The organism is Nocardia sp. FDAARGOS_372 (genome assembly GCF_002554515.1).
Taxonomy (GTDB): domain Bacteria; phylum Actinomycetota; class Actinomycetes; order Mycobacteriales; family Mycobacteriaceae; genus Nocardia; species Nocardia farcinica.
In genome coordinates this window covers 4,387,882-4,410,045 of sequence record NZ_PDDW01000001.1, presented here as the reverse complement: position 1 = coordinate 4,410,045, position 22,164 = coordinate 4,387,882, and the positions used below count along the sequence as shown (strand labels likewise).

Sequence of the window (22,164 nt, the reverse complement as noted above, 5' to 3'; positions counted from 1 at the left end):
ACGTCGGCAAGTGTGTCGGTGTGGTTTGAAGGACGTGTGAGTCACCTGTGGTGAGCATTGCAGTGAATAAGGGTCGCGAGAATGTTGCGATGCTCGGTATCGGGGCTTACCGACCGCAGCGCATCGTCAGCAATGACGAGGTGTGCGAGGTCCTCGACTCGACCGACCAGTGGATCTACGAGCGCACCGGCATCCGTAACCGGCGCTGGATCAGCGGCGACGAGACGCTGCGCTCCATCGCCGCCGCCGCGGGTGAGCGCGCGCTGAACAACACCGGCATCGACCGGTCCAAGATCGGCGCGCTGATCCTGTGCACCTCGAGCTGGCTCAAGCTCACCCCGCACGGCGCCCCGACCGTGGCCTCCGACCTGGGGATGAACGGCATCGCCGCCTTCGACCTCACCTCCGGCTGCGGCGGCTTCGGCTACGGCCTCGGGGTGGCCGCCGATCTGATCCGCGCGGGCTCGGCCGAATACGTGCTGGTGATCGGCGCCGAGACGATGACCGTCGGCCTCGACCCGACCGACCGCGGCACCGCCATGATCTTCGGCGACGGTGCGGGCGCGGTCGTGGTCGGCCCCAGCGAGGAGAACGGCATCTCCCCGACGGTGTGGGGCAGCGACGGCGAGAACGCCGAAGCCATCGCCCAGGACGTCGACTTCCTCGAGTTCATGAACAAGGCGCAGGCGCTGCAGGGCACCGACCCGGCCGTGGAGCCGGTGGGCCGGATGTCGCTGCGCATGGAGGGCCCGCGGGTGTTCCGGTGGGCGGCCGTCACCCTGCCGCGCGCGCTGGCCAGCGCCCTCGAGGTCTCCGGTGTCTCCAAGGAGGACATCGAGGTCTTCGTCCCGCACCAGGCCAACGCCCGGATCAACGAGTTGATGAAGAAGAACCTCGGGCTCGCCGACGACATCCCGATGGCCAACGACATCGAGAACACCGGCAACACCTCCGCCGCCTCCATCCCGCTGGCCATGGAGGAGATGCTGGTCACCGGCAAGGCCAAGGGCGGTCAGCTCGCGCTGCTGCTCGGCTTCGGCGCCGGGCTGAGCTACGCGGGCCAGGTCGTCACCCTGCCGCCCGCCCCGAAAGAGGCCAGCTTCAGTGTCTGATCGGCGGGTGCGATCCGATCGGCGGGTGCGCCCGTTGCGCGCGGGCTTCCTCGCGGCCGCCGCGGTGACCGTCTACGGCGCCGCCACCGGCCGCGACACGCTCCAGTGGCTGGCCAAACCGCTGATGATGCCGCTGCTGGCCGCCGACGTGGCCACCGGCGGCGCCGACATCGAGCCGGGCGAGCGCACCGTGCTGCTCGCCGCCCTCGGCGCCGCCACCGTCGGCGACGTCCTGCTCATCGACCCCGACGACGACCGCCGCCTGGTCGCGGGCGCCGCCGCCTTCGCCGTCATGCAGACCGGTTACGCCACCCTGTGGTGGCGGCGCGGCGCCCGCCCCACCCGCCCCGTCACCGTGCAACGGCTGGCCGCCTGGCTCGGCGCCGCCGCCCTCCTGCGTGCGAAGGCCCCCACCGTCGCCCTCCCCCTCACCGCCTACGGCGCCACCCTCGGCACCGCGGGCGTCCTGGCGTCGGACCCCGAACTCGCCCCCGCGGCCCTGACCGTCGGCGGCCTCAACCTCCCCGACTCCGACCCCCGCAGCCGCCTCGCCCTCGGCTCCCTGCTGTTCACCCTCTCCGACGGCCTCATCGTCCTGCGCCGAATCTTCGCCCGCAGCACCCGATCCCGCCGCACCACCGAAGCCGTCATCCTCACCACCTACGCCGCCGCCCAATACCTCCTCGCCGACCCCCGAGCCCACACCCGCCCCTGAACCCACCGTTGTCCCCCGCCGAACGGGTTGGTTAGGCTCGGAGAGACCTGATCGGCCCGGATCACGGAGGGGGAGCGGATGCGGCGTGTACTGGTGGTCGTTGCCGCGGCAGCGGTGGTGCCGGTTCTGGGGGCGTGTGGGGGGACGACCAGCGGGACGGCCACGACGTCGACCAGCGCGGTGGAGGTTGCGCTGTGGAACCCGTGCACGGAGATTCCGGATGATCTGTTGCGGCAGGCTGGGGTAGACCCAGCTGTAGTCGAGAGCGGTGTCGCCGGAGTTCACCAGTCCGGTTGGGAAATCTGCACTTGGCGCGGGCCTACGTACTCGATGGCGGTGTACTCTTCGACCCGGTCCGTGCAGGAGATCCGCGAGAAGCCAGGGAACACCGACTTTCGAGATGTCCAGATCGGCGGGCGGCAAGGGGTGGAATACCGCGTGGCTGGCGCGTCGCGGGATCTCGACTGTGACATTGTTTTCCCGGCATCGCAGGGCATGGTTTCGATACGGATCGGAAACAGCGCCCTTGTCGACAATCCCCAGGATCCGTGCCGCCTCGTGAACAAGGCCGCAGAGATCCTGGTTCCGGTTCTGCCTGCGTGAACGATCGGGGGATCATGAGTGAGCACAGTCGCAACCAATGGGAAGGGTTCGCCGCGAGTGCTCGGGCCGGCGAGCTGTTTCTCGACAGCGAGCAAGTAGCGCGGGAGTGTCTGGCTGCCTGCGATGAATTCTTGCTCGCCTACGACGGCCTCCGACAGGTCGCAGCCAACGCCCAACGTGTCTCCGGCTTCGGCGACTTCAAGATCGCCGACGAACTGGCGGACCTGTTCCACAAACAAGCTACCGGCGAACCCGACTCCATCGATCAGGTCATCCTCGACACGATCGCCGTCGTCAAGGACATGCGCGAGATCATGCAGCTCTCCATCGACCGCCTGACCGAGCAGGACAGCTTGAACGCAGGTCAGGTCTCTTCGGCCGCAGTGGATTTAGGGTCTACGTCGTGAACGACCCTTTCATGCGAGGGTGGTGGTAGTACCGGGTGCGGTTGGCCTCCTCCGCATTGCTGATCCCGCTGGCTTCGGTGGGAGCCGGGGGCTGCGGGGAGTTCGATCCACTGCCTGACGGTCTTCTGCACGAGCCGGACGGTGGAGGAGATCCGCAGCAAGTCGGGTACACCGACTTCTCCGAATTCACGATCGGCGGCCGAACCGGAACGCCTACAGCGCAGTTCAGGACATGCCGGCAGATCCGTGCGAGACAGCCACCCGGTCAGCCGCTGTACCCGTACCGTTGTTTCCGGCCTGACGGCGCCGATGAGATGATGTGACATGAAAAGGCGTGGTGTGGCAGCGGAAGCAGCTGGGCTGAGGCCTGCGCACGGAGGGTGCGCCACTGTTGTGGGCTGTCGAGCGGGTTGGTTAGGCTCGGACGAGATCTGATCGGCCCGGATCATGGAGGGGGAGCGGATGCGGCGTGTACTGGTGATCGTTGCCGCGGCAGCGGTCGTGCCGGTTCTGGGGGCGTGCGGGGGGACGACCAGCGGGACGGCCACCACGTCGACCAGCAGCCCGCAAGCTGCCATCTGGAATCCCTGCACGCAGATCCCTGATGATCTGTTGCGGCAACTGGGTGTCGATCCGGCAACCGAGGAGATCGGCGTAGCGGGCCAGCATCAGTCCGGGTGGGAGATCTGCGGATGGAAGGGTGCAACGCACTACTTGACCGTCTTCTCCACGGGCAGAACGGTTCAGGAAATTCGCGAGAAGCCGGGCAACGTCGATTTCACCGAGGTATCGGTCGGTGGGCGAGCGGGAGTCCGGTATCGAGTCGAGGGGGCATCGAAGAAGCTCACCTGCGATATCGCTTTTGCTGCCGCCCAGGGGTCCATCTCGGTGATGATCAGCAACAACCCTGTCGCCGATAGTCCTGAGGATCCCTGTCAGATCGCGCAGCGTTCGGCAGCCCAACTGGTGCCGCTTTTTCCGCAGTAGATCATCCGAGGGGGTAGCCGATGAGTGAGCACACGATATCGCAATGGCAGCAGTTCAGAGACCAGGCGAGGGCCGGTGAACTGTTTCTCGATGATGCGGCCGCAGCACAAGCGTGTCTTGATGCCTGCGACGAGTTCGCTCAGGCATATGCAGATCTTCTGGTGGCCGCGCAACGCGCCCAACGTGTCTCCGGCTTCGGCGGCTTCAATATCGCCGACGAACTGGCGGACCTGTTCCACAAACAGGCCACCGGCGAACCCGACTCCATCGATCAGGTCATCCTCGACACGATCGCCGTCGTCAAGGATATGCGCGAGATCATGCAGCTCTCCATCGACCGCCTGACCGAGCAGGACGCGGTGAATTCGAACCAGATCACCTCCACGGCGGCGGATCTGGGGGCGCCGCGATGAGCTTGCCCGGCATGAGTTTCTTCGAGAACTACACTTTCGGTGCGGCCACGCTCCGCAATCTCACGAATTGGATTGCCGGTGAGGAACTCGAGCCGGGTACCCGGCCGGGTGATGTGCAGGGCCGCTACAACAATCAGCGGGAGGCGGTGCGGAACGAGGCCGGGCAGATCGGTTTCGTCGGGGATTTCCGGTCCGGTATCCGCAGCCAGGAGTTCTTCGAGGAGCCGCTCGAGGTGTTGCGCGCCAAGGTCGACAAGATCGATCTCACCGCGGTGGATGACCTGCGCGCGGCGTGGGACGAGATCGGCAAGCGGGCCGAAACCGCGCAGGCGCAGTTCAGTACACGGATGCAGCGCGCGACCGACGAGAGTGTGTGGCGCGGCGAGTCCGCGCGTGCCGTTGCTCAGGGGGTGGCCCAGTTCCTGGAGTCGGCGACCAAGGCGTCCCAGGCCGCCCGGTTGATGGCGAAGAAGACCGAGGAACTGGCCACCGGGCTCGCTCCGACCAAGGAACTGGTTCCGCAGGTACCCGAACACAATACGAATTGGGAGAACACTCGCCGTTGGATCGCGGGGCGTGGCTGGCGTGACAACGAGGAGGCGTACGAGACGGCGCTGGCCGAGGCGCGCCGGGTGCTGCGGACCGTCTACGCCCCGGTGTTGCGCGAGACCGACAACGTGCCGGTGATCCCCAAACCCTACAACCCGACCTCCGAGCCGGGCGGTTCCGATCCTGGCTCTTCGACGAATCCGGGCACGCCGGGGTGGAACGGCACGTCGACACCGTCGGGCAGCACCGGGCCCGCGTCGCAGCAGCCGGGCGATCCCGGGCCGGGCGAGGACCAGGCCGCCCCGGATCAGCAGGACACGGGCCGGCCGTCGAGCCAGACGCCCGGCGACCAGACGCAGCAGTCGACCGATCCGGCGGGCGCGGGCGACTCGACCAATCCCGCGGGCACGACACCGGCTTCGGCCACCCCGACCCTGCCGGGCAGCCCCGGCTCCCCGACGACACCCGGTTCCCCCGGCCTTGGTTCGCCGGGTTCCGGCTCGCCCGGTTCGGGCTACCCGGGTTCGCCGGGCGCGGTGCCGGGTGCGGGTTCGAGTGTGCCGGGCGCGCCCGCCGCCGCCCAGGCCGCGATGAGTTCGGCGGCCGGTCGTGCCGCCGCCAACGGGCGGGCGGGGATGATGGGCATGCCCGGTATGGCCGGTCGCGGTGCGCAGAGCGACGAGGAGCACACCAAGGGCGTCCCCGACTACCTGATCAACCAGGAGAACGGGGAGGAACTGATCGGCACCGCGACGCGGCCGAAGGCGGTCCCGCCGGTGATCGGGGAATGAGCGCGGTCGCCCGCTGGCAGTTCACCGCGCTCGAGTTCCGGGTGCTGTGGGAGTCGACCGGCCGCGACGTGCTGCCCTATCCGTTGCGGCACCGCTGGGTCGACACCGGTGAGCCGAACGATTTCCGGCTGGCCTGGCAGGCGGCCGCGCGTTCGGTCCGCGACCGGCTCGACGACAACCTGATGCGCGCGGTGGATGTGCTGCTGCGGCCGGAAGCCAGGGTCGAGGTCGCCGGGTTCCGCGGCCGTGGCCGGGACCAGCGCATCCGCGCGCACGCGGGCGTGCATTACCAGCACGGGGCCATCGCGGTGCAGGAGCCGGGCATCGACCACGAGCACGGCGGCGACGTGCGGTTGACGTTCCTGCCCGCCGAGCAGGTGCCTGCCGCCGTCATCGGGACGCTGCCGAAATGCCCACCCGGGAAAGGCGATTCGCTGCGCGTGGACGTCCGCGATCTGGCGCCACGGGCGGGCGTGCACACCGATCCGTGGCGGCGCGGCCCGCGCGAGGTGTTCGACGAGTTCTTCGCCCGGCCGACCACGTGCCTGGCGCACGTGGCGGTCTACCCGCACGGCAGTGTCGACAACCGGCACACCGAAGGGCGAAAGGACTTCCAGATCAACGATTTCGAGGACGGGCGCTACATCAGTTTCGGCGAGGACGTGGTCGTCGCCAAACCCGCCCCCGAACAGGCCCTCGTGCATACTCTCGCCCAGCGCATCGAACAAACGGTGCGGGCGGTCCGCGACGGCCGCTACGCCGCGCGGTGACCGACACCTCCGCCGATACCCCCGCTGACCAGGCCGGGCCCGGATAGCATCATCGCCATGACTCAACCTCCGCAGTACGGGAACCCGTACGCGTCCTACGGTCCGCCGCCGCCGGACCACCCGCAGGCGACGACGATCCTGGTGCTCGGCATCCTCGGCCTGGTGTTGTGCCAGCTCTGCGCGCCGTTCGCCTGGATCATGGGACGCCGGGCGTTGAACGAGATCGAGTCCTCCGGCGGCACCATCGGCGGACAGGGCAACGTCAAAGCGGGCTACATCTGCGGAATCATCGGCACCATCATCCTGGCGCTGTATCTGCTGGCGCTGGTCGTGGTGATCGTGATCGCGATCATCGGCGGTATCGCCTCGTCGTCCTCGTCCTACTGAGCCCTTCCTGTCCCGGGCCGCCCCACCGGGCCCGGGCCGAGCGCAGCCCCGCGACCTCGTGCGCGGTGCGCGGATCTAGCATCGGCGGCGTGGAGCAGCAGTCGCAGATCGCCGAGGAGTCGCAGGCCGGGCCGACCGAGTGGGGCGAACACCCGCACGGGGTCGGCCCGTGGCCGGCGGAGTTCGGCACCCCGCCGCCCGACGATCCCCGCCTGGACCCGGAGCTGCTCGCGCACGGCGACCGCCGCAACGTGGTGGACGCCTACCGGTATTGGACGCGTGAGGCGATCGTCGCCGACATCGACCGGCGCAGGCATCCCTTTCACGTCGCGATCGAGAACTTCGCCCACGACGCCAACATCGGCACGGTGGTGCGCACTGCCAACGCGTTCGCCGCGGCCGCGGTGCACATCGTCGGCAGGCGGCGATGGAACCGCCGCGGCGCCATGGTCACCGACCGCTATCAGCACATCCGGCATCACGCCGACGTGGCGGAACTGCGCGACTTCGCCGACCGGACGGGCCTGACGGTCGTCGCGGTGGACAACGTGCCGGGTGCGGTGCCACTGGAAACCGTGGAGTTGCCGCGGGAGTGCCTGCTGCTGTTCGGGCAGGAGGGCCCCGGCGTGACCGAGCCCGCGAAGCAGGCCGCGGCCATGACCGTCTCGATCGCACAGTTCGGCTCGACGCGCAGTATCAACGCCGGGGTGGCGGCAGGCATCGCCATGCACGCCTGGATCCGCACCCACGCCGACCTCAGCCAGAGCTGGTGAGGCGAGCATGCACAATTCGGACGCCGTTGGGTAACAATTCAGCGGCATGAATCGGGACAGAACTGGCACCATTGTCCTATGACCTCGCGGAGCCCGAAGACCGGGCAGGATGCTGCGCCGACGCCCGCGCTGTGGTCCGAGCGGGCCGACATGGCCGAATCCGCGATCGTCTCCCGGCACCTGCGCGCGCTCTGGGCCGTCCCGGGAACGGAATTGGGGGTGGTCGGCTGGCCCGCGACCCGGCGCGAGCGGATGTTCGCGTCCTGGCACTACTGGTGGCAGGCGCATCTGATCGATTGCGCCGTCGACGCCGCCAATCGCGCGCCGACGCCGACTCGCCGCAAACGGCTCGCCGAGCTGGTGCGTTCGCATCGAATCCGCAACATCACCGGGTGGACCAACAACTACTACGACGACATGGCGTGGTTGGCGATCGCGCTGGAGCGCGCCGAACGCACGCACGGGGTGTCCGCCGCCCGCGGCGCGCTGACCGCGTTGGAGAAGAAGCTCTACACGGCGTGGCAGCCGGACGTCGGCGGCGGCATCCCGTGGCGGGTGCGGTCGGACTACTTCAACGCTCCCGCCAACGGGCCTGCCGCGATCGCGCTGAGCCGCCTCGGTAGGCACGCGCGCGCACAGGAGATGGCCGATTGGATCGACGCCACCCTGCGCGACCCCGGCAGCGGGTTGATCCTCGACGGCATTCACCTGCCGTCCGGCGAGATCGAGCGGCCCACCTTCACCTATTGCCAGGGTGTGGTGCTCGGCCTGGAAGCCGAGCTCGCCGTCCACACCGACGAGCCGCGACATCTCGACCGGGTGCACCGGCTGCTCGGCGCGGTCGAGGAGCACATGACCACGCACGGCGTGATCAACGGCGGCGGTGGCGGCGACGGCGGCCTGTTCAACGGGATCCTGGCCCGCTATCTGGCGGTGGTCGCGCTGATGCTGCCCGGCGACGGACGCACCCAGGCGGCCGACCGCCGCGACGCCGCCGCGATCGTGCGTGCTTCGGCACAGGCGGCGTGGTCGAACCGGCTCGAGGTCGAGGGCGAGCCGCTGTTCGGGGCCGACTGGAGCAAACCCGCGCGGTTGCCGGGCAGCACGGCCGGCGCCGGGTACTTCACCGCGGGCGGTTCCGTGACAGCCTCGAAGGTGCCCGAGCGCGATCTCTCGGTGCAACTGTCGGGCTGGATGTTGATGGAGGCGGCGTACCAGGTGAGCGCGGCCGGGCTGTGAGCGGCGAGCGGGCGCGTCAGCGGCGCTCGGCGTCGGGCTCCCAGCGGGGCAGCACCACGGTCGGCGCGTCCATGTCGAACTCGTCGACGCGGGCGTTCATCTCCTGGCGGTAGTGCCTGATCCCCACGATGGTGCCCACGATCAGGCCGAGCACCAGCGCGGCCGTGACGCCGTGCATCAGCCACGGCACCCGCTTCAGGTGGTTGCCCGCGTAGAAGCCGATCAACAGCAGCACCGGCGCCCACGCGATCGCGCCGAGCGTGCTGGCGATGGTGTAGCGGCGGTGATCCATCCGTGCCGCGCCCGCGACCAGCGGGCACAGGGTGCGCACCCACGGGATCCAGCGGGCCAGCAGCACCGCCCAGAACCCGTGTTTGTCCAGCATCAGGGTCACCCGGCGCAGGTTCTCGGCATTGACGTATCTGCCGTTGCGTCTGGCGACGAACCCGGTACCGGTGCGATGCCCGATCACGTACCCCACCTGGTTGCCCGCGATGGCCGCCACCATCGCGCCCAGCGCCAGCGCCCAGATCTGCTTCTCCCCGGCGTGGTGACCGGCCAGCACCACACCGGCGGTCAGCAGCATGGAATCGCCGGGCAGGAACAGGCCGACGATCACCGCGCATTCCAGGAACACGAAGCTGATGACCACCACCCAGACCAGGGTGGGACCAGCGGATTCGAGAAAGTTCAATCCGCCCGACGCGGCGACCATGTGGCTCAGCTCTGACCGGGCGTGGACTTCACCGTCTCGGTGTCGGCGGCGGCGTTCGCGGAGCGCGCGGCGCGCATCCGCTTGACGATCTCGACGAGGATCGGCAGCACCGAGACGAACACGATCAGCAGGAAGATCAGGTCGATGTTGTCGCGGATGAACGCGATCTGGCCCAGCAGGTAGCCGAGCACCGTCACACCGGTGCCCCACAGCACCGCGCCGATGGCGTTGTAGGTGACGAAGACGCGGTAGCTCATCGCCGAGGCACCCGCGACCACGGGCGCGTAGGTGCGCACGATCGGCACGAAGCGGGCCAGGATGATGGTGATCGGGCCGTGCTTCTCGAAGAAGGCGTGCGACTCGTCGATGTACTTCTTCTTGAAGATCCGGGCGTCGTCGGACTTGAACAGCGCCGTGCCGCCGCCCTTGCCGATCATGTATCCGACCTGGTCACCGGCGAACGCGGCGATGGGGATGAGCACCAGCAGCACGCCGATCGGCGCGAACGGCGGGATCTCGGCCGACTTCGACGCCGCGATCAGGCCCGCGGTGAACAGCAGCGAGTCGCCGGGCAGCAGCGGGAACAGCAGTCCGGACTCGATGAAGACGACGAGCAACAATCCCGCGAGCACCCAGCTACCGAAGGAGTTGAGCAGATTCACCGGATCCAGGAAGCCCGGCAAGAGGGCGAGATTCGTCGTCAGGGTTTCCGAGCCGGCCTGCGCAATCACGCCGCCCAGGGTACCGGCGTGGCGGGACCGTGCCTAATTGTGGCGAGGATCTCGGCGGGGCGGGCGGCCGTCGTCGGGTCCCCTGTCGGGTGGGTCGGCGTCTCCCTTAGGCTGATCAGCAGGATCAGCACCCTTCGCGCCTGCGGGCGGCGAGCGTCGTACATGGAGGTCTGTCAGTGCCCATCGCAACCCCCGAGGTCTACGCCGAGATGCTGGCTCGCGCCAAGCAGAACTCCTTCGCGTTCCCGGCGATCAACTGCACCTCGTCGGAGACCATCAACGCGGCCATCAAGGGCTTCGCCGATGCCGGCAGCGACGGCATCATCCAGTTCTCGACCGGCGGCGCGGAGTTCGGTTCCGGGCTCGGCGTGAAGGACATGGTCACCGGCGCGGTCGCGCTGGCCGAGTTCGCGCACGTGGTGGCGGCGAAGTACGACGTGACCATCGCCCTGCACACCGACCACTGCCCGAAGGACAAGCTGGACGGCTTCGTCCGGCCGCTGATCGCCATCTCGCAGGAGCGGGTGAACGCGGGCAAGAACCCGCTGTTCCAGTCGCACATGTGGGACGGCTCGGCCATCCCGATCGACGAGAACCTCGAGATCGCCAAGGAGCTGCTGAAGGCCACCTCGGCGGCCAACATCATCCTCGAGGTCGAGATCGGCGTCGTCGGCGGTGAAGAGGACGGTGTCGAGGCCGAGATCAACGAGAAGCTCTACACCTCCCCCGAGGACTTCGAGAAGACCGTCGACGCGCTGGGCACCGGCGAGAACGGCAAGTACCTGCTCGCCGCCACCTTCGGCAACGTGCACGGCGTGTACAAGCCGGGCAACGTCAAGCTCCGCCCCGAGGTGCTCGCCGAGGGCCAGCGGGTGGCCGCGGCCAAGCTCGGCCTCGGCGCCGACGCGCAGCCGTTCGACTTCGTCTTCCACGGCGGTTCGGGCTCGCTGAAGACCGAGATCGACGACGCGCTGCGCTACGGCGTGGTGAAGATGAACGTCGACACCGACACCCAGTACGCCTTCACCCGTCCCGTCGCCGGGCACATGTTCACCAACTACGACGGTGTGCTCAAGATCGACGGCGAGGTCGGCAACAAGAAGACCTACGACCCGCGCAGCTACCTCAAGAAGGCCGAGGCGTCGATGTCGGAGCGCGTCGTGGAGGCGTGCAATGATCTGAAGTCCGCGGGACGGTCGATCAGCGCCTGACCCACAACGTTCGAGGGCCCGAGCTCATGAGTCTGGATGTGCGTGTGCTCGGGCCCGTCCGGTTGTTCGTCGGTGGTGAGCCGGTGGCGGTCGGCGGGCCCAAGCCGCGAGCCCTGCTGGCCGCGCTCACCGTCAACCGGCGCCGCGCGGTCGCCTCGTCCGCACTGGCCGACATGGTCTGGAACGAGGATCCGCCGGATTCGTATGCGGCCAGCCTGCAGGTGTTCGTCTCCAACATCCGTAAGGCGTTGCGCAATTCCGGCGTCGACCCGGCCCAGGTGCTGCGCACCGAGTCCTCCGGGTACCGGCTCGAGATCCCCGAGGACGCCTGCGACATCGGCCGTTTCGAAGCCGCCTGCGCGGCCGGCGCCAAGGCCGCCGACCTCGGCGACCAGGTGCGTGCCGCGCAGCTGTACGGCAAGGCGCTCGACGAGTGGAGTGGGCGCGCGATGTCGGATCTGGCGGGTCTGCAGTTCGCCGACGGCTTCGCGACCGCGATGGAGGAGGAGCGACTGCTGGCCGCCTCCGCTCGTATCGACGCCGAGATCGCCTGCGGGCGCGCCTCCTCGGTGATCGGCGAACTGGTCACCATGACCACCGAACACCCGTTGCGCGAACCGCTGTGGGGGCAGCTGATCACCGCCCTGTACCTGTCCGGCCGCCAGGCCGACGCGCTGGACGCCTGCCGCCGGGTGCGCACCGTGCTCGCCGACGAACTCGGCATCGATCCCGGTCCCGCCCTGGTCGAGCTCGAGCAGCGGGTGCTGCGGCAGGAACCGTTGAGCACCAAGGAGTTCAAGCGCGTCGAGCGGATGGCCGCGGCGATGACCGAGACGGTCACCGAGGGGCCGCGCGCGGTGCGCAGCGGGCAGCTGCGCCTGCCGGACGGCCGGGCGCTGCCGATCTCGCACGCGGGTATGCGCATCGGCCGCATGATCGACAACGACCTGGTCCTCGACGACCCGAAGGCCAGCCGCTACCACGCCCACATCCTGCCCAGCCGCGCCGGCCTGCTCATCAAGGACCTGCATTCGGCCAACGGGGTGTACATCAACGAGGAACCGATCGAGAGCGCGTTGCTCGGCGACGGCGACATGATCCGCATCGGCGCGACCGTGCTGATTTTCCAAGCGTTGCAGTAGGTCCGCAATCCCGGATCGACACGGCTGTGGATGGTGGGCTGCCTCCCCAGGCCGCGCCGGGAACTCGCGCATACCCGCCCACGGGCGCGGTAGGGTCGGGCGCTGGTCGGATTCGTGGCGCGAGGTGAGGGGTGCTGATGGCGGTGCGCATGGCGGCGGTGATCGGTGCCGCGGGATTGCTGGTCGCTGCGCAGGGGGCGGTGGGCTCGGCCGAGCCCGGCGGCGCGGTCGCGGTGCCCGGCGCCGGGCCGTGTCTCACCGATCCGAAACCGGTGCACGAGGATCTGATTCCGGAGACGCTCGAGGTGCCCGTTCCGTACCCGGTGGTCACGGTGCTGCCGCCGGAGCCACCCGAGCCGGAGCCGGTGCGCACCGAGATGACGTTGCCGAGCGACCCGTGCGTCAACCCCTGCCCGGACCTCACCGACCTGCCGGAACCACCGCCGAGCCTGGCGAACCGGCTCGGCATTCCCGAGATCCTCGTGAACCCCAAGCCCTTCTATTTCGCGCTGCCCGGTCCGAGCCCCGATCCCGGCGAGGTGCCGCCCCCACCCGAACCGGTCACCCCACCCACCGAGGCCGCGCCGCGCGAGGCGGCGCCCGCCGCGCCGCGCGTGGTGCAGGTGCGCGAAGTCGCCAAGCAGACCGGCGCCAACTCGGTGAACCGCACCGACAAGCGGTGGCAGGTGGACGGCACCGACCTGGGGATCATGTGGGAGAGCGGGCCCGGGGAGGTCGCGGTGGCCTTCGGTGACACCGTCGGGCGCGGGTTCCATCCGCCCGGCGGCATGGGCGGGGACTGGCGCAGCAACGTGCTGGCCTTCAGTACCGACCGTGACCTGAGCGACGGGATGACCTACGACCGCATGGTCACCGACAGTCGCTGCCATGCCGCGGAGGTGCTGTCGAGCCGCAAACTCGACAACGTGGAGATCACCACCATCCCCACCTCCGGCTTCGCCCTCGGCGACCGGCAGTACCTGAGCTACATGTCGATTCGCACCTGGAACAGCGGGCCCGGCACCTTCTACACCAACTACGGCGGGATCGCCTACTCCGACGACCGCGGCCAGACCTGGACCAAGGACCCGCACGCCCGCTGGGACAACATCTTCGGCCTCGCCAACTTCCAGGTGAGCGCGATGGTCCCGCACGGCGACCACGTCTACATGTTCGGCACCCCCAACACCCGCCTCGGCGCGGTCGGCCTCGCCCGCGTCCCGGCCGACCAACTGCTCAACAAGACCGCCTACCAGTACTGGCGGGACGGGCAGTGGACGCCGGTCGGCGGGGCCGCCAGCGCCACACCCGTCGTCGACGCCCCCGCGGGCGAACTGTCGGTGCGCTTCGACGCGAGCCGGGGGGTGTGGCAGATGAGCTACCTCGACACCGCGCGCGCCGCCATCGTCGTCCGGGAGGCGACCACGCCCCAGGGCGCCTGGTCGGCCCCGACGCCGACGGTCTCGGTGCTCGACTATCCCGAGCTGTACGGCGGCTTCATCCATCCCTGGTCGAGTGGACGCGATCTCTACTTCAACATCACGACCTGGAGCGACTACAACGTGTATCTCATGCACGCCGAACTGGCGCAGTGAGTCCGGTCAGGAGAGCCGGACCTCGGCGATGGCGCGGCCGAAGAGTTTGCGGCCGCCGGAGGTGGCACCCAGCACCACGGTGGCCGCGCGGCGGTCGGGATCGAGGGATTTGATCTTGCCGGTGAACTCGATGGTGCTCGGCTCCTCGACGGTCACCGGGACGAAGCCCGCGAATCGGACGCTGAACTTCGTCAGGGCGGTGGGGTCGCCGAGCCACCCGGTGAGGTAGTCGGCGGTCAAGCCCATCGTCAGCATGCCGTGGGCGACGACGGTGGGCAGGCCGACGAGCTGGGCGGCGCGTTCGCTGAAGTGGATCGGGTTGGGATCGCCCGCGACGCCCGCGTAGTTGACCAGGTCGCCGCGGGTCAGGCGGGCGGTGCCGGCCGGGAGTTCGTCCCCCTTCGCGAGGCGGTCGAACGAGGGGATGGTGTGCACCGGGCCGGGGACGGCGGCGCGTGCCGGCGGCAGGTCGGCCTCGTCGATCGGGATCAGGACTCCCGTCTGTGCGAGATCTGCGGTCGGCTCGACGGGCCGGGTGTGCATGAAGATGCTGCGCACCACCTCCGCAAAGTTCGGATCGACCTCGGCGCCGCGGCGCGCGACGATCGTGGTCGACGCGATCTGCGCGATCTCGTCGTGCTGGTTGAGCATCTCGGCGCGGACGGTGACGAAATCGTTGTCGCCGAAGCTGCGAATCGACTCGATCAGTACCCGGGTGTGGATGGCGTCGCCGGCCAGGAACGGGCGGCGCAGCTCGAAGATCTGATCGGTCTGCAGCACCTGGGTCAGGTCGTATTCGGTGAGCACCGAATCCAGCAGCGCGTTGGTCGCCGCCATGCCGATCACCGAGGAGAAGGTGGGCGGGGCGACGACGTGGTCGTAGCCGAGGCGGGCGGCGTCGGCCTCGCGGTGGTGCGCGCCGTGCCGGTTTTGCACGGCGCGGGCGAATTCGCGCACCTTCTCGCGGCCGACCTCGTAGCGGTCGCGCACCAGAAACCGGCGCCCCGCCAGGCTCTTCGTCGCCAGGATGTCGGCGTCCGGTTCCATCATCGTCTGCTCACTGCCCATGACCGGGCCATGCTAGTGGCCCGGCCGGTCGCTTGACCAGGTGATGTGACGACCGCTACCGCCGAGTAGTCACTCCGCCTCAGTGGGGCGGTCGCACACCTTCCAGCCGCTGTCGGTCTTTTCCAGATCGAACGTTCGTGCCGAACGGTTACCCGGGTCGGCCTCGGTGTACACGGTCGCCTGGGCCAGGGCGGTGTTGTCGGTGATCTTGATGGCGTCCACCCCGTCCACCACCGGGATGCTGCGCCGTTCCCGCGACTGCTGGTGCACGCTGGCGAACTGCTCGGGCGTGATGTTGCGGTAGAACTCGTGCAACGGCCCGCAGGTGCTCTCCCGCAGCGCGGCCAGATCACCGTCGTGCAACGCCGAGGTGTAGTCGCCGATCGCCGCGCGCACCTGGTCCTCGGGCGAATCGCCGCGCAGCAGCGCCATCGCGATACCGGCCAGCACGAGCACCAGCACCACCGCCGCGGCACCGACCGCCAGCAACCACCGTCGGGACCGCTTCGCGCCCGTCGGCTCCGCCGCACCCGCGGGCTCTTCGGCGGCGGGCGGAACCCGCTGCGGCTGCGCGATCGCCCGCGGTCCCGCACTCACCTGTTCGGCCGGGCGCGTGGCGTTCTGATCGGCAGGCGAGGGGGCCGAACCGGCGCGGGCCGGCGGCGGACCGGCCTGGCCAGGGGCGTTCGGCACGCCCGAGGGCGGTCCCGAGGGCCCCTGCGGACCCGGCTGCCGCGGACCGGGCGCGGGCCGCGGAGTCGTCGGCGGTTTGCTCAGCGGCGGACGACCCGCCACCCGATCGGTCGGCTCGGGACGCTGGATCGGCAGCGCCATCGTCTTCTGGTCGTCCTCGCCGACGGGCGCGACAAGCGGCATGGCGACGGTTTCGGCGTCGGCGTCGGCGTCGATGGGTTGCGTGGCGGATTCGCCTTCGGCCGGTCGGCCGGGGGGCGTCCGGCCGGGTGCGGCCGGTGGCTCGGGCGGGTTCTGTTCGGTGCTCTCGGAGCCCGACTTGCTTCGACCCTGCCCATCGGTCGGTCCGGCGGGAGCGCCGGGCGCCGCGGGCGCGGTCGGTCCGCCGGATGCAGTCGGTGCGCCGGATGCGGCGGGCGCGGTACCTCCGGCGGGTCCGGTCGGTCCGGCGGGTGCGGTCGGTCCGGGGGGTGCGGTTTGTCCGGCGGGTGCGGTCGGTCCGGGAGGTGCGGTTTGTCCGGTGGGTCCGGTCGGTCGGGCGGGTGCGGTCGGTCCGGGAGGTGCGGTTTGTCCGGCGGGTCCGGTCGCTCCGGCGGGTGCGGTCGGTCCGGCAGGTGCGGTTCGTCCGGCGGCTGCGGCCGCGGCCGAGGTCCCGGAGGCGGCGGCGCCGGGCGCTCCGGCTCGGTTTCCGGGGTCGTCGGAGGTGGAGGCCGGTGCGCCCGGCCGTCCGGTCTTGTCCGCGCTGCCGGGTTGCGCGGGCAGGTCGACGCGACGCATCACCATCGTCTTGTCGTCGCCACCCGTCTTGTCGTCGCCACCCGTCGCCGCTGCCCCCGCCGCCTGCGCCGCCGCTGCGACGTCCTCCCGGCGGAACACCATCGTCGGCGCATCGGCGCCGGGCGCCGTCGGAACATTCTCATCTCCGGCACCCGCCGCCTCCGAGGTGGTGTCCTTGCCCGCCGCAGTCGGCGGAGTTCCCCTCTCGCCAGTGCCAGTGCCAGTGCCAGTGCCAGTGCCCGGACTGGCCCCCGCCTCCGGGCGTGGGCCTGAACCTGCGTTCGCTCCCGCGCTGGTGCCCTCGCCGCTACCCGCGCGCGGGTCGTTGCCAGCGCCCGCGTGGGTTCCCGCATCTGCGTCGGTACCCGCGCGCGGGTCGGTACGCGCACCCGCGTCGGTACCCGCGCGCGGGTCGTTGCCCGCGCCCGCCCGGCTTCCCGCGTTCGTGTCGGTGCGTGCGCCTTGGCCGGTGCCCGCGCCCGTGTCGGTGCGTGCGCCTTGGCCGGTGCCCGCGCCCGTGTCGGTGCGTGCGCCTTGGCCGGTGCCCGCGCCGGTGTCGGTGCGTGCGCCCTGGCCGGTGCCCGCGTCCTCGCCGGTGCCCGCGGCTTCGCCGGTACCGGTGCCCGCGCCTGCGTCCATGCGTGTGCCGGTGCCGCTGTTCGGGTCGGCGCTGGTGCTGACGTCTGCCTTGGGGCTGCCACCCGTGCCTGCGCCGGTGTTGGCGCCCGCGTCGGGAGCGGCGGCCGTGCTGGTGCGGTCGCCACCGCTGCCCGGCCCGGTGTCGGCGTCGATGTTCGTGCCCGCGCTGGTGCCGGCGCGGGCACCGGGATTCGTGCCGGCGCCAGTGTTGGTGTCTGCCCCCTCAGCGGCACCGGTGCCTGCGTCCGCGCCGGGGCCGGTATTCGCGTTGTTCCCTCGGTTGACCGAGGGGTCGGTGCCGGCGCTCGGCGCAGCGTCGCGGCCCGGAACCGCGCTTCCTGCTGCCCCAGCAGCCCCTGCACCCGTGGTGGTCTGTCCTCGGTCGGCGCCGGAAGGACCCTGCTGGCCGGCGGACGCGTCCCGTCCGGGGCGGCCGGTGGTGCCACCGGCGGCACCGGAAGTACGGGAACCGGCGGCGTCTGCTGCCGACGGCGCGCCGGGAGCGGTGTGTGACTGCGCGGCGGACCCCGACGCGCTCGTCGCTGCCGCACCTGTCGGCCGCGCGTCGGCGGCAGATCGGCCGGGTTGGTCCGCGGGGGTGCTCGGAGTGCTTCCGGGTCGGTTGCCCGCCGGACCGCCCTGCGCTTGCGCACCCTGCACGGTCCGGTGCTGCACGGTCGTCTGGTCGGCACCCGAACCCGAGGGCTTCCCGGCTCCCTGCCCGGAACCCTCCGCGACGGAGGATGCCGCTCCGCCCGAGTCGCCGAGACGGGAGCCGGTTGCCCCGCCCGCGGGTTCCCGCCCGGCGTCCGCGCGCTGTCCGGAACCGGCCGCCATCGGCGCGGTGGCGTCCGACCGCCCACCGGCGGCATCGGCACCACTGTTTCGCCCTGGTGCTCCGGCGTTTTCGGGACGCGCCGGGTGTCCGCCCGCGGGCCGGTCGGCGGGTGCGGCGGACCTGTTGATCTGCTCCGTCGGCTCGTTCCCGGAACGGCTCGGCTCGTCCCCCGCGCGTGCGGCAGGGCCCGCGGGCCGGCCGGCGCCGGGGTTGCCCGTCCGATTGGGGCCGACCACCGTCGTCCTGGTGAACGGCACCGCCTGGGGACGCGCGTCGGCCGGATTCGCACCGGATGTCGCGGGCCGTTCCCAGCCGTCCTCGGCACCGCTGTCGGCGGGGCGGCCCGCGCCCGAACCCGCCTGCCGCGCGGGAGGATTCCCCGAAGCGGGAGAGTCTGCGGGCATGGGGCGGGTGGCGTCGCCCGAGTCGGTGTCTTTCGGCTCGGTGGCACCGGCGGCGGCCTGCGCAGGCTTCTTCTCGTCGTTCGGGTCGGACACCACTACCCCTCGGTCAGGCGGATCTGATGTGAGCTCGACGGCCAGCCTATCGACCGAATCGAGTGCGGGTGCCGATTCCCCCGTCGCTGCCGCACGGCCGGGACCGGTGCACAATGAACCGCATGACCTCCTTCGGTGACCTGCTCGGACCGCAACCGGTACTGCTTCCCGAAAACACCGACGCCGAGGAGGCCTTGCTCGACAAGGTCGACCCGGTGCAGGTGGCCGCGGCGCACCCGGCCGCCTCCATCGCCTGGGCCCATCTGGCCGAGGCGGCGCTCGCGCGCGGCGAGGCCGAGGCGGCGGGTGCGGACGGCGCGGTCAACCACGACATCGTGGCCGCCTATGCCTTCGCCCGCACCGGCTACCACCGCGGACTGGACCTGCTGCGCCGCAACGGCTGGAAGGGCTTCGGCCCGGTGCCGTGGAGCCACGAACCCAACCGGGGTTTCCTGCGCAGTGTCGGCGCGCTGGCCAGGGCCGCCAAGGCGATCGGCGAGACCGAGGAGTACGCCCGCTGCCTCGATCTGCTCGAGGACTGCGACCCGCGCGCCGCGGGCGAGCTCGGCCTCGACTGAGCCGGACTTGATCGATCCGGAGTCGCGTATCGGCGCGGCCAGGGCGAGCACGGCCGAGCAGGTGCGTGCGTCCTGGGCGCGGTTGCGGTTGTCCGCGTTGCCGATCGTGCAGTGCGCGCTGGGTGCCGCGCTGGCGTGGTTCATCGCGCACAACGTCGTCGGGCACGCCAACCCGTTCTTCGCCCCCACCGCGGCGGTCGTGTCGATCGGCGTCTCCTTCGGCGCGAAGATCCGCCGGTCGGTGGAGTTGGTGGTCGGTGTCGCGGTCGGGATCGGCATCGGCGATCTGTTCATCTCCGGGGTCGGCACCGGCGTCTGGCAGATCGCGCTGGTGGTCGTGGTGGCGATGGCGCTGGCGGTGTTCGTGGACGGCGGCTCGATCATCAGCATCCAGGCCGCCACCTCGGCGGTGCTGGTCGCCACGCTCATGCCGCCCTCGTCGAACGCCAGCTTTTCCCGGATGATCGACGCGCTCGTCGGCGGCCTGGTCGGCGTCGTGGTGGTGGCCGCGATCCCGCTGCATCCGGTGCGCCGGGCCCGCGAACACGCCGCCAACGTCCTGAAGGTGATGGGTGAGTCGCTGGCCGCCTGCTCGGAAGGCCTGCTCGAACAGGATCCGCAGAAGATCAGCACCGCGCTGGAGTCGGCCCGCAACACCCAGCAGACCATCGATTCGCTGCGCTCCAGCCTGGAGGGCGGCAAGGAGATCAGCCGCATCTCCCCGCTGTACTGGAATTCCCGCCAGCGGCTGGAGCGGATCCGGCAGGCCGCCGACCCGCTGGACAACGCCATCCGCAACACCCGTGTGCTGTTGCGCCGTTCGCTGACGCTGGTCCGCGACGACGAGATCCTCGATCCGCGCCTGATCGACGAGGTGGAGCGGCTGGCCGACGCGGTGGACGTGGTGCGCCGGATGATGCTGGCCGACCCCGGCGAGCAGCCCGACCAGGCCGAGGCGGCCCGGGTGCTGCGGTCGGTGGCCAAGGAGGCGCGCCCGGAACTCGTTGCCGGCGCCGGGCTCTCGGCGCACGTGGTGTTCGCGCAGGTCCGGTCGATCCTGGTGGATTTGATGCAGGTGTGCGGGGTGAAGCGGATCTCGGCGATCGCGCTGCTGCCCCCGACCGTGCCCAATCCCTATGTGCGTCCCGAGGACTGAGCACCAGGTCAGGAACGGCACCAGCTCAGGAACGGCACCAGCTCAGGAACGGCACCGAGTCCGGAACGGCACTAGGTCCAGAACCGCACCAGTCCGGCGCCGCGCGCGACCCACACGTCGGGCACGCCGAACAGTTCGCAGATGGTGTAGATGGCGTCGAAGAACGGCCGGTTCACCGTGGGCGTGAGGATCAGCGCGAACAGCAGCAGCATCCCCAGCGGCTTGAGCTGATCCAGCGACCGGCGGGTCCGGTAGCTCAGCGAGGGCTCGAGGATCCCGTAGCCGTCCAGGCCGGGGATCGGCAGCAGATTCAGCAGGGTCGCGGTGATCTGCAGGAAGCCGAGGAACGCCAGGCCGTACCAGAAGGCCGCGTGACCGGTCGTGCTGCCGAACACCACGACCACCAGCAGCAGCACGACACCGCAGACCGCGTTGACCGCCGGGCCCGCGCCGCTGATCATCCGCTGCCGGGCCGGGCTCACCGCGTGCGGGTGCACGTACACGGCGCCGCCGGGCAGGCCGAACCCGCCGAGCGCGATGAACACCACCGGCAGCACGATCGACAGCAGCGGGTGCGAGTACTTCAGCGGGTTCAGCGTGAGGTACCCGCGCAGCTCCACCTCGCGGTCCCCGGCCCGCCAGGCCAGGTAGGCGTGCGCGAACTCGTGCAGGCACAGCGTGACGATCCAGCCCGCCACCACCAGGACGAACACCCCGACACCCGCGGCGGTCTCGCCGTAGTCGGAGATCCACGCCAGCACGGCGCCCGCCACGGTGACCGCGACGACCAGCAGGAACACCGGACTGGGCCGCACCGCGCCGCGACCGAGCCGCCGGTCACGGGAGAACGGCAGGCTCATCGGACCAGCAGCCAGGGTTCGTGGTGGCGGTAGAAGGTGGAGCGCGGCACCGGCCGGGTGGTGCGGATGCCGTCACGGGTCACCACCGCACCGGGCGTGCCGAGCTGGGCCGCCCTGCCCTCCACCCAGCGGCGCTTGCGCAGCACGCCGCGCTGGGCGGCGGCGCGCACGCCGGGCATGTGCAGGGTGGGGGAGATGTGCATGGCCGTGACCCGGCCGGTGAACAGCAGGGTGTCGTCGACGTAGGCCTCGCCGTCGAGCTTGGCGCCCTCCGGGCCGGTGATGGTGGCGCGGCCGACGAGCACCTTGCCGGTGTCGTCGCGGATCAGCGGGGTCGCGGTGGCCTTGCCCTCGATGGCGCGTTTGGCCGCGGAGTTGCCGCTGCCGATCTCGTAGGCGCGGGCGCCGTAGGTGCGGTCGATGGGCACGTAGCCGATCTCCACGTGCAGCCGCTCGGTCTTCATCAGGTGGGTGAGCACGGCGGCCAGCGCGGCGTCCTCGCCGAGCACGATCAGTCGCGGCAGGCTGTCGGCGGCCAGCACGGGAAGCAGTTCGTCGACCACGGCCGGGTCCGGGATGGCGGCCGTCTGAGTGGTGGGCAGCGCGGCGAGGGCGATCGGGACGGGAGCACCGTCGCAGCGGAGAACGTGGGTACTCAAACTGCCGTACACCCTCCTAGATCCGGCCGATCGGGTCGACCCCACACGCGTGCGGCGAACCGTTGCCCGGCCCGCCCCGCAGCAACCATAGTCGCGTTCGGACGGCCGCGCCCGGGCCGAGTCGGCATTGTGACCGGGCTGTCGGGTGCCTGCTTCCCGGGGTGCGCGGGGCCATTGGGTAAGCTGTGCTTCCGGCCACCGCCTCAGTACGGCAGGTAGCCGCAGCACAGGAGTGCTGCGTGTCGATCCGTAGGAGACT

Annotated in this window: 22 protein-coding genes; 16 read left to right on the top strand and 6 right to left on the bottom strand. The window is 70.5% G+C overall.

Going from position 1 to position 22,164, the window contains the following annotated elements; translation table 11 throughout:
* The first annotated feature begins 47 nt into the window (after positions 1-47).
* The 11 genes from CRM89_RS20830 to CRM89_RS20780 all read left to right on the top strand — a co-directional run bounded on the left by CRM89_RS20830 (position 48) and on the right by CRM89_RS20780 (position 8,746).
* Positions 48-1,112, top strand: a complete 1,065-nt coding sequence (locus tag CRM89_RS20830; protein ID WP_011211931.1) for a beta-ketoacyl-ACP synthase 3 — start codon at positions 48-50, stop codon at positions 1,110-1,112.
* The gene (locus CRM89_RS20825) at positions 1,105-1,827 is read left to right on the top strand and encodes a lysoplasmalogenase (RefSeq protein WP_011211930.1); all 723 of its coding nucleotides are present in this window, start codon (positions 1,105-1,107) and stop codon (positions 1,825-1,827) included. The genes CRM89_RS20830 and CRM89_RS20825 overlap by 8 nt, the downstream gene beginning before the upstream one ends.
* A gap of 78 nt (positions 1,828-1,905) precedes the next feature.
* A complete protein-coding gene (locus tag CRM89_RS20820) occupies positions 1,906-2,430 on the top strand; it encodes a DUF3558 domain-containing protein (RefSeq protein WP_098085710.1) in 525 nt (174 codons plus the stop codon).
* A gap of 14 nt (positions 2,431-2,444) precedes the next feature.
* Complete coding sequence (locus CRM89_RS20815) at positions 2,445-2,837, top strand: hypothetical protein (protein ID WP_098085708.1); 393 nt, start codon at positions 2,445-2,447, stop codon at positions 2,835-2,837.
* 462 nt (positions 2,838-3,299) lie between these two features.
* Positions 3,300-3,824, top strand: coding sequence for a DUF3558 domain-containing protein (locus CRM89_RS20810; protein WP_076574286.1), 525 nt, complete (start codon positions 3,300-3,302; stop codon positions 3,822-3,824).
* Between the two features lie 20 nt (positions 3,825-3,844).
* A complete protein-coding gene (locus CRM89_RS30510) occupies positions 3,845-4,237 on the top strand; it encodes a hypothetical protein (protein WP_127516275.1) in 393 nt (130 codons plus the stop codon).
* Positions 4,238-4,248: 11 nt separating this feature from the next.
* Entirely contained in the window at positions 4,249-5,577 is a 1,329-nt protein-coding gene (locus CRM89_RS31080) for a hypothetical protein (protein ID WP_172964551.1), read from the top strand.
* Positions 5,574-6,347: an ESX secretion-associated protein EspG gene (locus tag CRM89_RS20795; protein ID WP_098085705.1), complete on the top strand. Its 774-nt coding sequence runs from the start codon at positions 5,574-5,576 to the stop codon at positions 6,345-6,347. The genes CRM89_RS31080 and CRM89_RS20795 overlap by 4 nt, the downstream gene beginning before the upstream one ends.
* Before the next feature lie 57 nt (positions 6,348-6,404).
* Positions 6,405-6,734 carry a hypothetical protein gene (locus CRM89_RS20790; RefSeq protein ID WP_011211922.1) on the top strand — a complete coding sequence of 110 codons (330 nt, stop codon included), beginning with the start codon at positions 6,405-6,407 and terminating at the stop codon, positions 6,732-6,734.
* Positions 6,735-6,823: 89 nt separating this feature from the next.
* Positions 6,824-7,507 (top strand): TrmH family RNA methyltransferase, encoded by a 684-nt coding sequence (locus tag CRM89_RS20785; protein WP_086841370.1) that lies wholly within the window; start codon positions 6,824-6,826, stop codon positions 7,505-7,507.
* Between the two features lie 150 nt (positions 7,508-7,657).
* Positions 7,658-8,746, top strand: coding sequence for a glycoside hydrolase family 76 protein (locus CRM89_RS20780; RefSeq protein WP_098087070.1), 1,089 nt, complete (start codon positions 7,658-7,660; stop codon positions 8,744-8,746).
* Between the two features lie 16 nt (positions 8,747-8,762).
* On the opposite strand, the gene CRM89_RS20775 is transcribed toward CRM89_RS20780, so the two are convergent.
* On the bottom strand, positions 8,763-9,461 hold the full coding sequence (locus CRM89_RS20775) for a DedA family protein (RefSeq protein ID WP_011211919.1): 699 nt from the start codon (positions 9,459-9,461) through the stop codon (positions 8,763-8,765).
* 5 nt (positions 9,462-9,466) lie between these two features.
* The gene (locus tag CRM89_RS20770; protein WP_011211918.1) at positions 9,467-10,192 is read right to left on the bottom strand and encodes a VTT domain-containing protein; all 726 of its coding nucleotides are present in this window, start codon (positions 10,190-10,192) and stop codon (positions 9,467-9,469) included.
* A 176-nt stretch (positions 10,193-10,368) separates the two neighbouring features.
* Between CRM89_RS20770 and fbaA the strand changes: the two genes are divergently transcribed.
* From fbaA to CRM89_RS20755, 3 genes are all read left to right on the top strand, one after another.
* On the top strand, positions 10,369-11,403 hold the full coding sequence (gene fbaA, locus CRM89_RS20765; RefSeq protein WP_098085702.1) for a class II fructose-bisphosphate aldolase: 1,035 nt from the start codon (positions 10,369-10,371) through the stop codon (positions 11,401-11,403).
* A gap of 26 nt (positions 11,404-11,429) precedes the next feature.
* Complete coding sequence (locus CRM89_RS20760) at positions 11,430-12,545, top strand: BTAD domain-containing putative transcriptional regulator (protein ID WP_011211915.1); 1,116 nt, start codon at positions 11,430-11,432, stop codon at positions 12,543-12,545.
* 137 nt (positions 12,546-12,682) lie between these two features.
* On the top strand, positions 12,683-14,140 hold the full coding sequence (locus CRM89_RS20755; protein ID WP_098087069.1) for a DUF4185 domain-containing protein: 1,458 nt from the start codon (positions 12,683-12,685) through the stop codon (positions 14,138-14,140).
* A gap of 6 nt (positions 14,141-14,146) precedes the next feature.
* On the opposite strand, the gene CRM89_RS20750 is transcribed toward CRM89_RS20755, so the two are convergent.
* Both CRM89_RS20750 and CRM89_RS20745 read right to left on the bottom strand, forming a co-directional pair.
* Positions 14,147-15,208: a fused (3R)-hydroxyacyl-ACP dehydratase subunits HadA/HadB gene (locus CRM89_RS20750; protein ID WP_098085700.1), complete on the bottom strand. Its 1,062-nt coding sequence runs from the start codon at positions 15,206-15,208 to the stop codon at positions 14,147-14,149.
* A 69-nt stretch (positions 15,209-15,277) separates the two neighbouring features.
* A complete protein-coding gene (locus CRM89_RS20745; protein ID WP_060595090.1) occupies positions 15,278-16,084 on the bottom strand; it encodes a hypothetical protein in 807 nt (268 codons plus the stop codon).
* A gap of 2,690 nt (positions 16,085-18,774) precedes the next feature.
* Here CRM89_RS20745 and CRM89_RS20740 point away from each other — a divergent pair.
* Positions 18,775-19,230 (top strand): DUF3151 domain-containing protein, encoded by a 456-nt coding sequence (locus CRM89_RS20740; RefSeq protein ID WP_041561450.1) that lies wholly within the window; start codon positions 18,775-18,777, stop codon positions 19,228-19,230.
* Between the two features lie 7 nt (positions 19,231-19,237).
* Positions 19,238-20,386, top strand: coding sequence for an aromatic acid exporter family protein (locus CRM89_RS20735; protein ID WP_170916148.1), 1,149 nt, complete (start codon positions 19,238-19,240; stop codon positions 20,384-20,386).
* Positions 20,387-20,457: 71 nt separating this feature from the next.
* Here the strand turns inward: CRM89_RS20735 and CRM89_RS20730 are convergent, their stop codons facing one another.
* Positions 20,458-21,246: a site-2 protease family protein gene (locus tag CRM89_RS20730; RefSeq protein ID WP_098085697.1), complete on the bottom strand. Its 789-nt coding sequence runs from the start codon at positions 21,244-21,246 to the stop codon at positions 20,458-20,460.
* Complete coding sequence (locus tag CRM89_RS20725) at positions 21,243-21,905, bottom strand: hypothetical protein (protein WP_041561448.1); 663 nt, start codon at positions 21,903-21,905, stop codon at positions 21,243-21,245. The genes CRM89_RS20730 and CRM89_RS20725 overlap by 4 nt, the downstream gene beginning before the upstream one ends.
* Positions 21,906-22,164: the final 259 nt, after the last annotated feature.

Coding starts and splice junctions, on each gene's coding strand:
- CRM89_RS20820 (WP_098085710.1), top strand. CDS start 1,906: ATGCGGCGTGTACTGGTGGTCGTTGCCGCGGCAGCGGTGGTGCCGGTT.
- CRM89_RS20815 (WP_098085708.1), top strand. CDS start 2,445: ATGAGTGAGCACAGTCGCAACCAATGGGAAGGGTTCGCCGCGAGTGCT.
- CRM89_RS20810 (WP_076574286.1), top strand. CDS start 3,300: ATGCGGCGTGTACTGGTGATCGTTGCCGCGGCAGCGGTCGTGCCGGTT.
- CRM89_RS30510 (WP_127516275.1), top strand. CDS start 3,845: ATGAGTGAGCACACGATATCGCAATGGCAGCAGTTCAGAGACCAGGCG.
- CRM89_RS31080 (WP_172964551.1), top strand. CDS start 4,249: ATGAGTTTCTTCGAGAACTACACTTTCGGTGCGGCCACGCTCCGCAAT.
- CRM89_RS20795 (WP_098085705.1), top strand. CDS start 5,574: ATGAGCGCGGTCGCCCGCTGGCAGTTCACCGCGCTCGAGTTCCGGGTG.
- CRM89_RS20790 (WP_011211922.1), top strand. CDS start 6,405: ATGACTCAACCTCCGCAGTACGGGAACCCGTACGCGTCCTACGGTCCG.
- CRM89_RS20780 (WP_098087070.1), top strand. CDS start 7,658: ATGGCCGAATCCGCGATCGTCTCCCGGCACCTGCGCGCGCTCTGGGCC.
- CRM89_RS20775 (WP_011211919.1), bottom strand. CDS start 9,461: ATGGTCGCCGCGTCGGGCGGATTGAACTTTCTCGAATCCGCTGGTCCC.
- CRM89_RS20760 (WP_011211915.1), top strand. CDS start 11,430: ATGAGTCTGGATGTGCGTGTGCTCGGGCCCGTCCGGTTGTTCGTCGGT.
- CRM89_RS20755 (WP_098087069.1), top strand. CDS start 12,683: ATGGCGGTGCGCATGGCGGCGGTGATCGGTGCCGCGGGATTGCTGGTC.
- CRM89_RS20750 (WP_098085700.1), bottom strand. CDS start 15,208: ATGGGCAGTGAGCAGACGATGATGGAACCGGACGCCGACATCCTGGCG.
- CRM89_RS20745 (WP_060595090.1), bottom strand. CDS start 16,084: ATGCCGCTTGTCGCGCCCGTCGGCGAGGACGACCAGAAGACGATGGCG.
- CRM89_RS20740 (WP_041561450.1), top strand. CDS start 18,775: ATGACCTCCTTCGGTGACCTGCTCGGACCGCAACCGGTACTGCTTCCC.
- CRM89_RS20730 (WP_098085697.1), bottom strand. CDS start 21,246: ATGAGCCTGCCGTTCTCCCGTGACCGGCGGCTCGGTCGCGGCGCGGTG.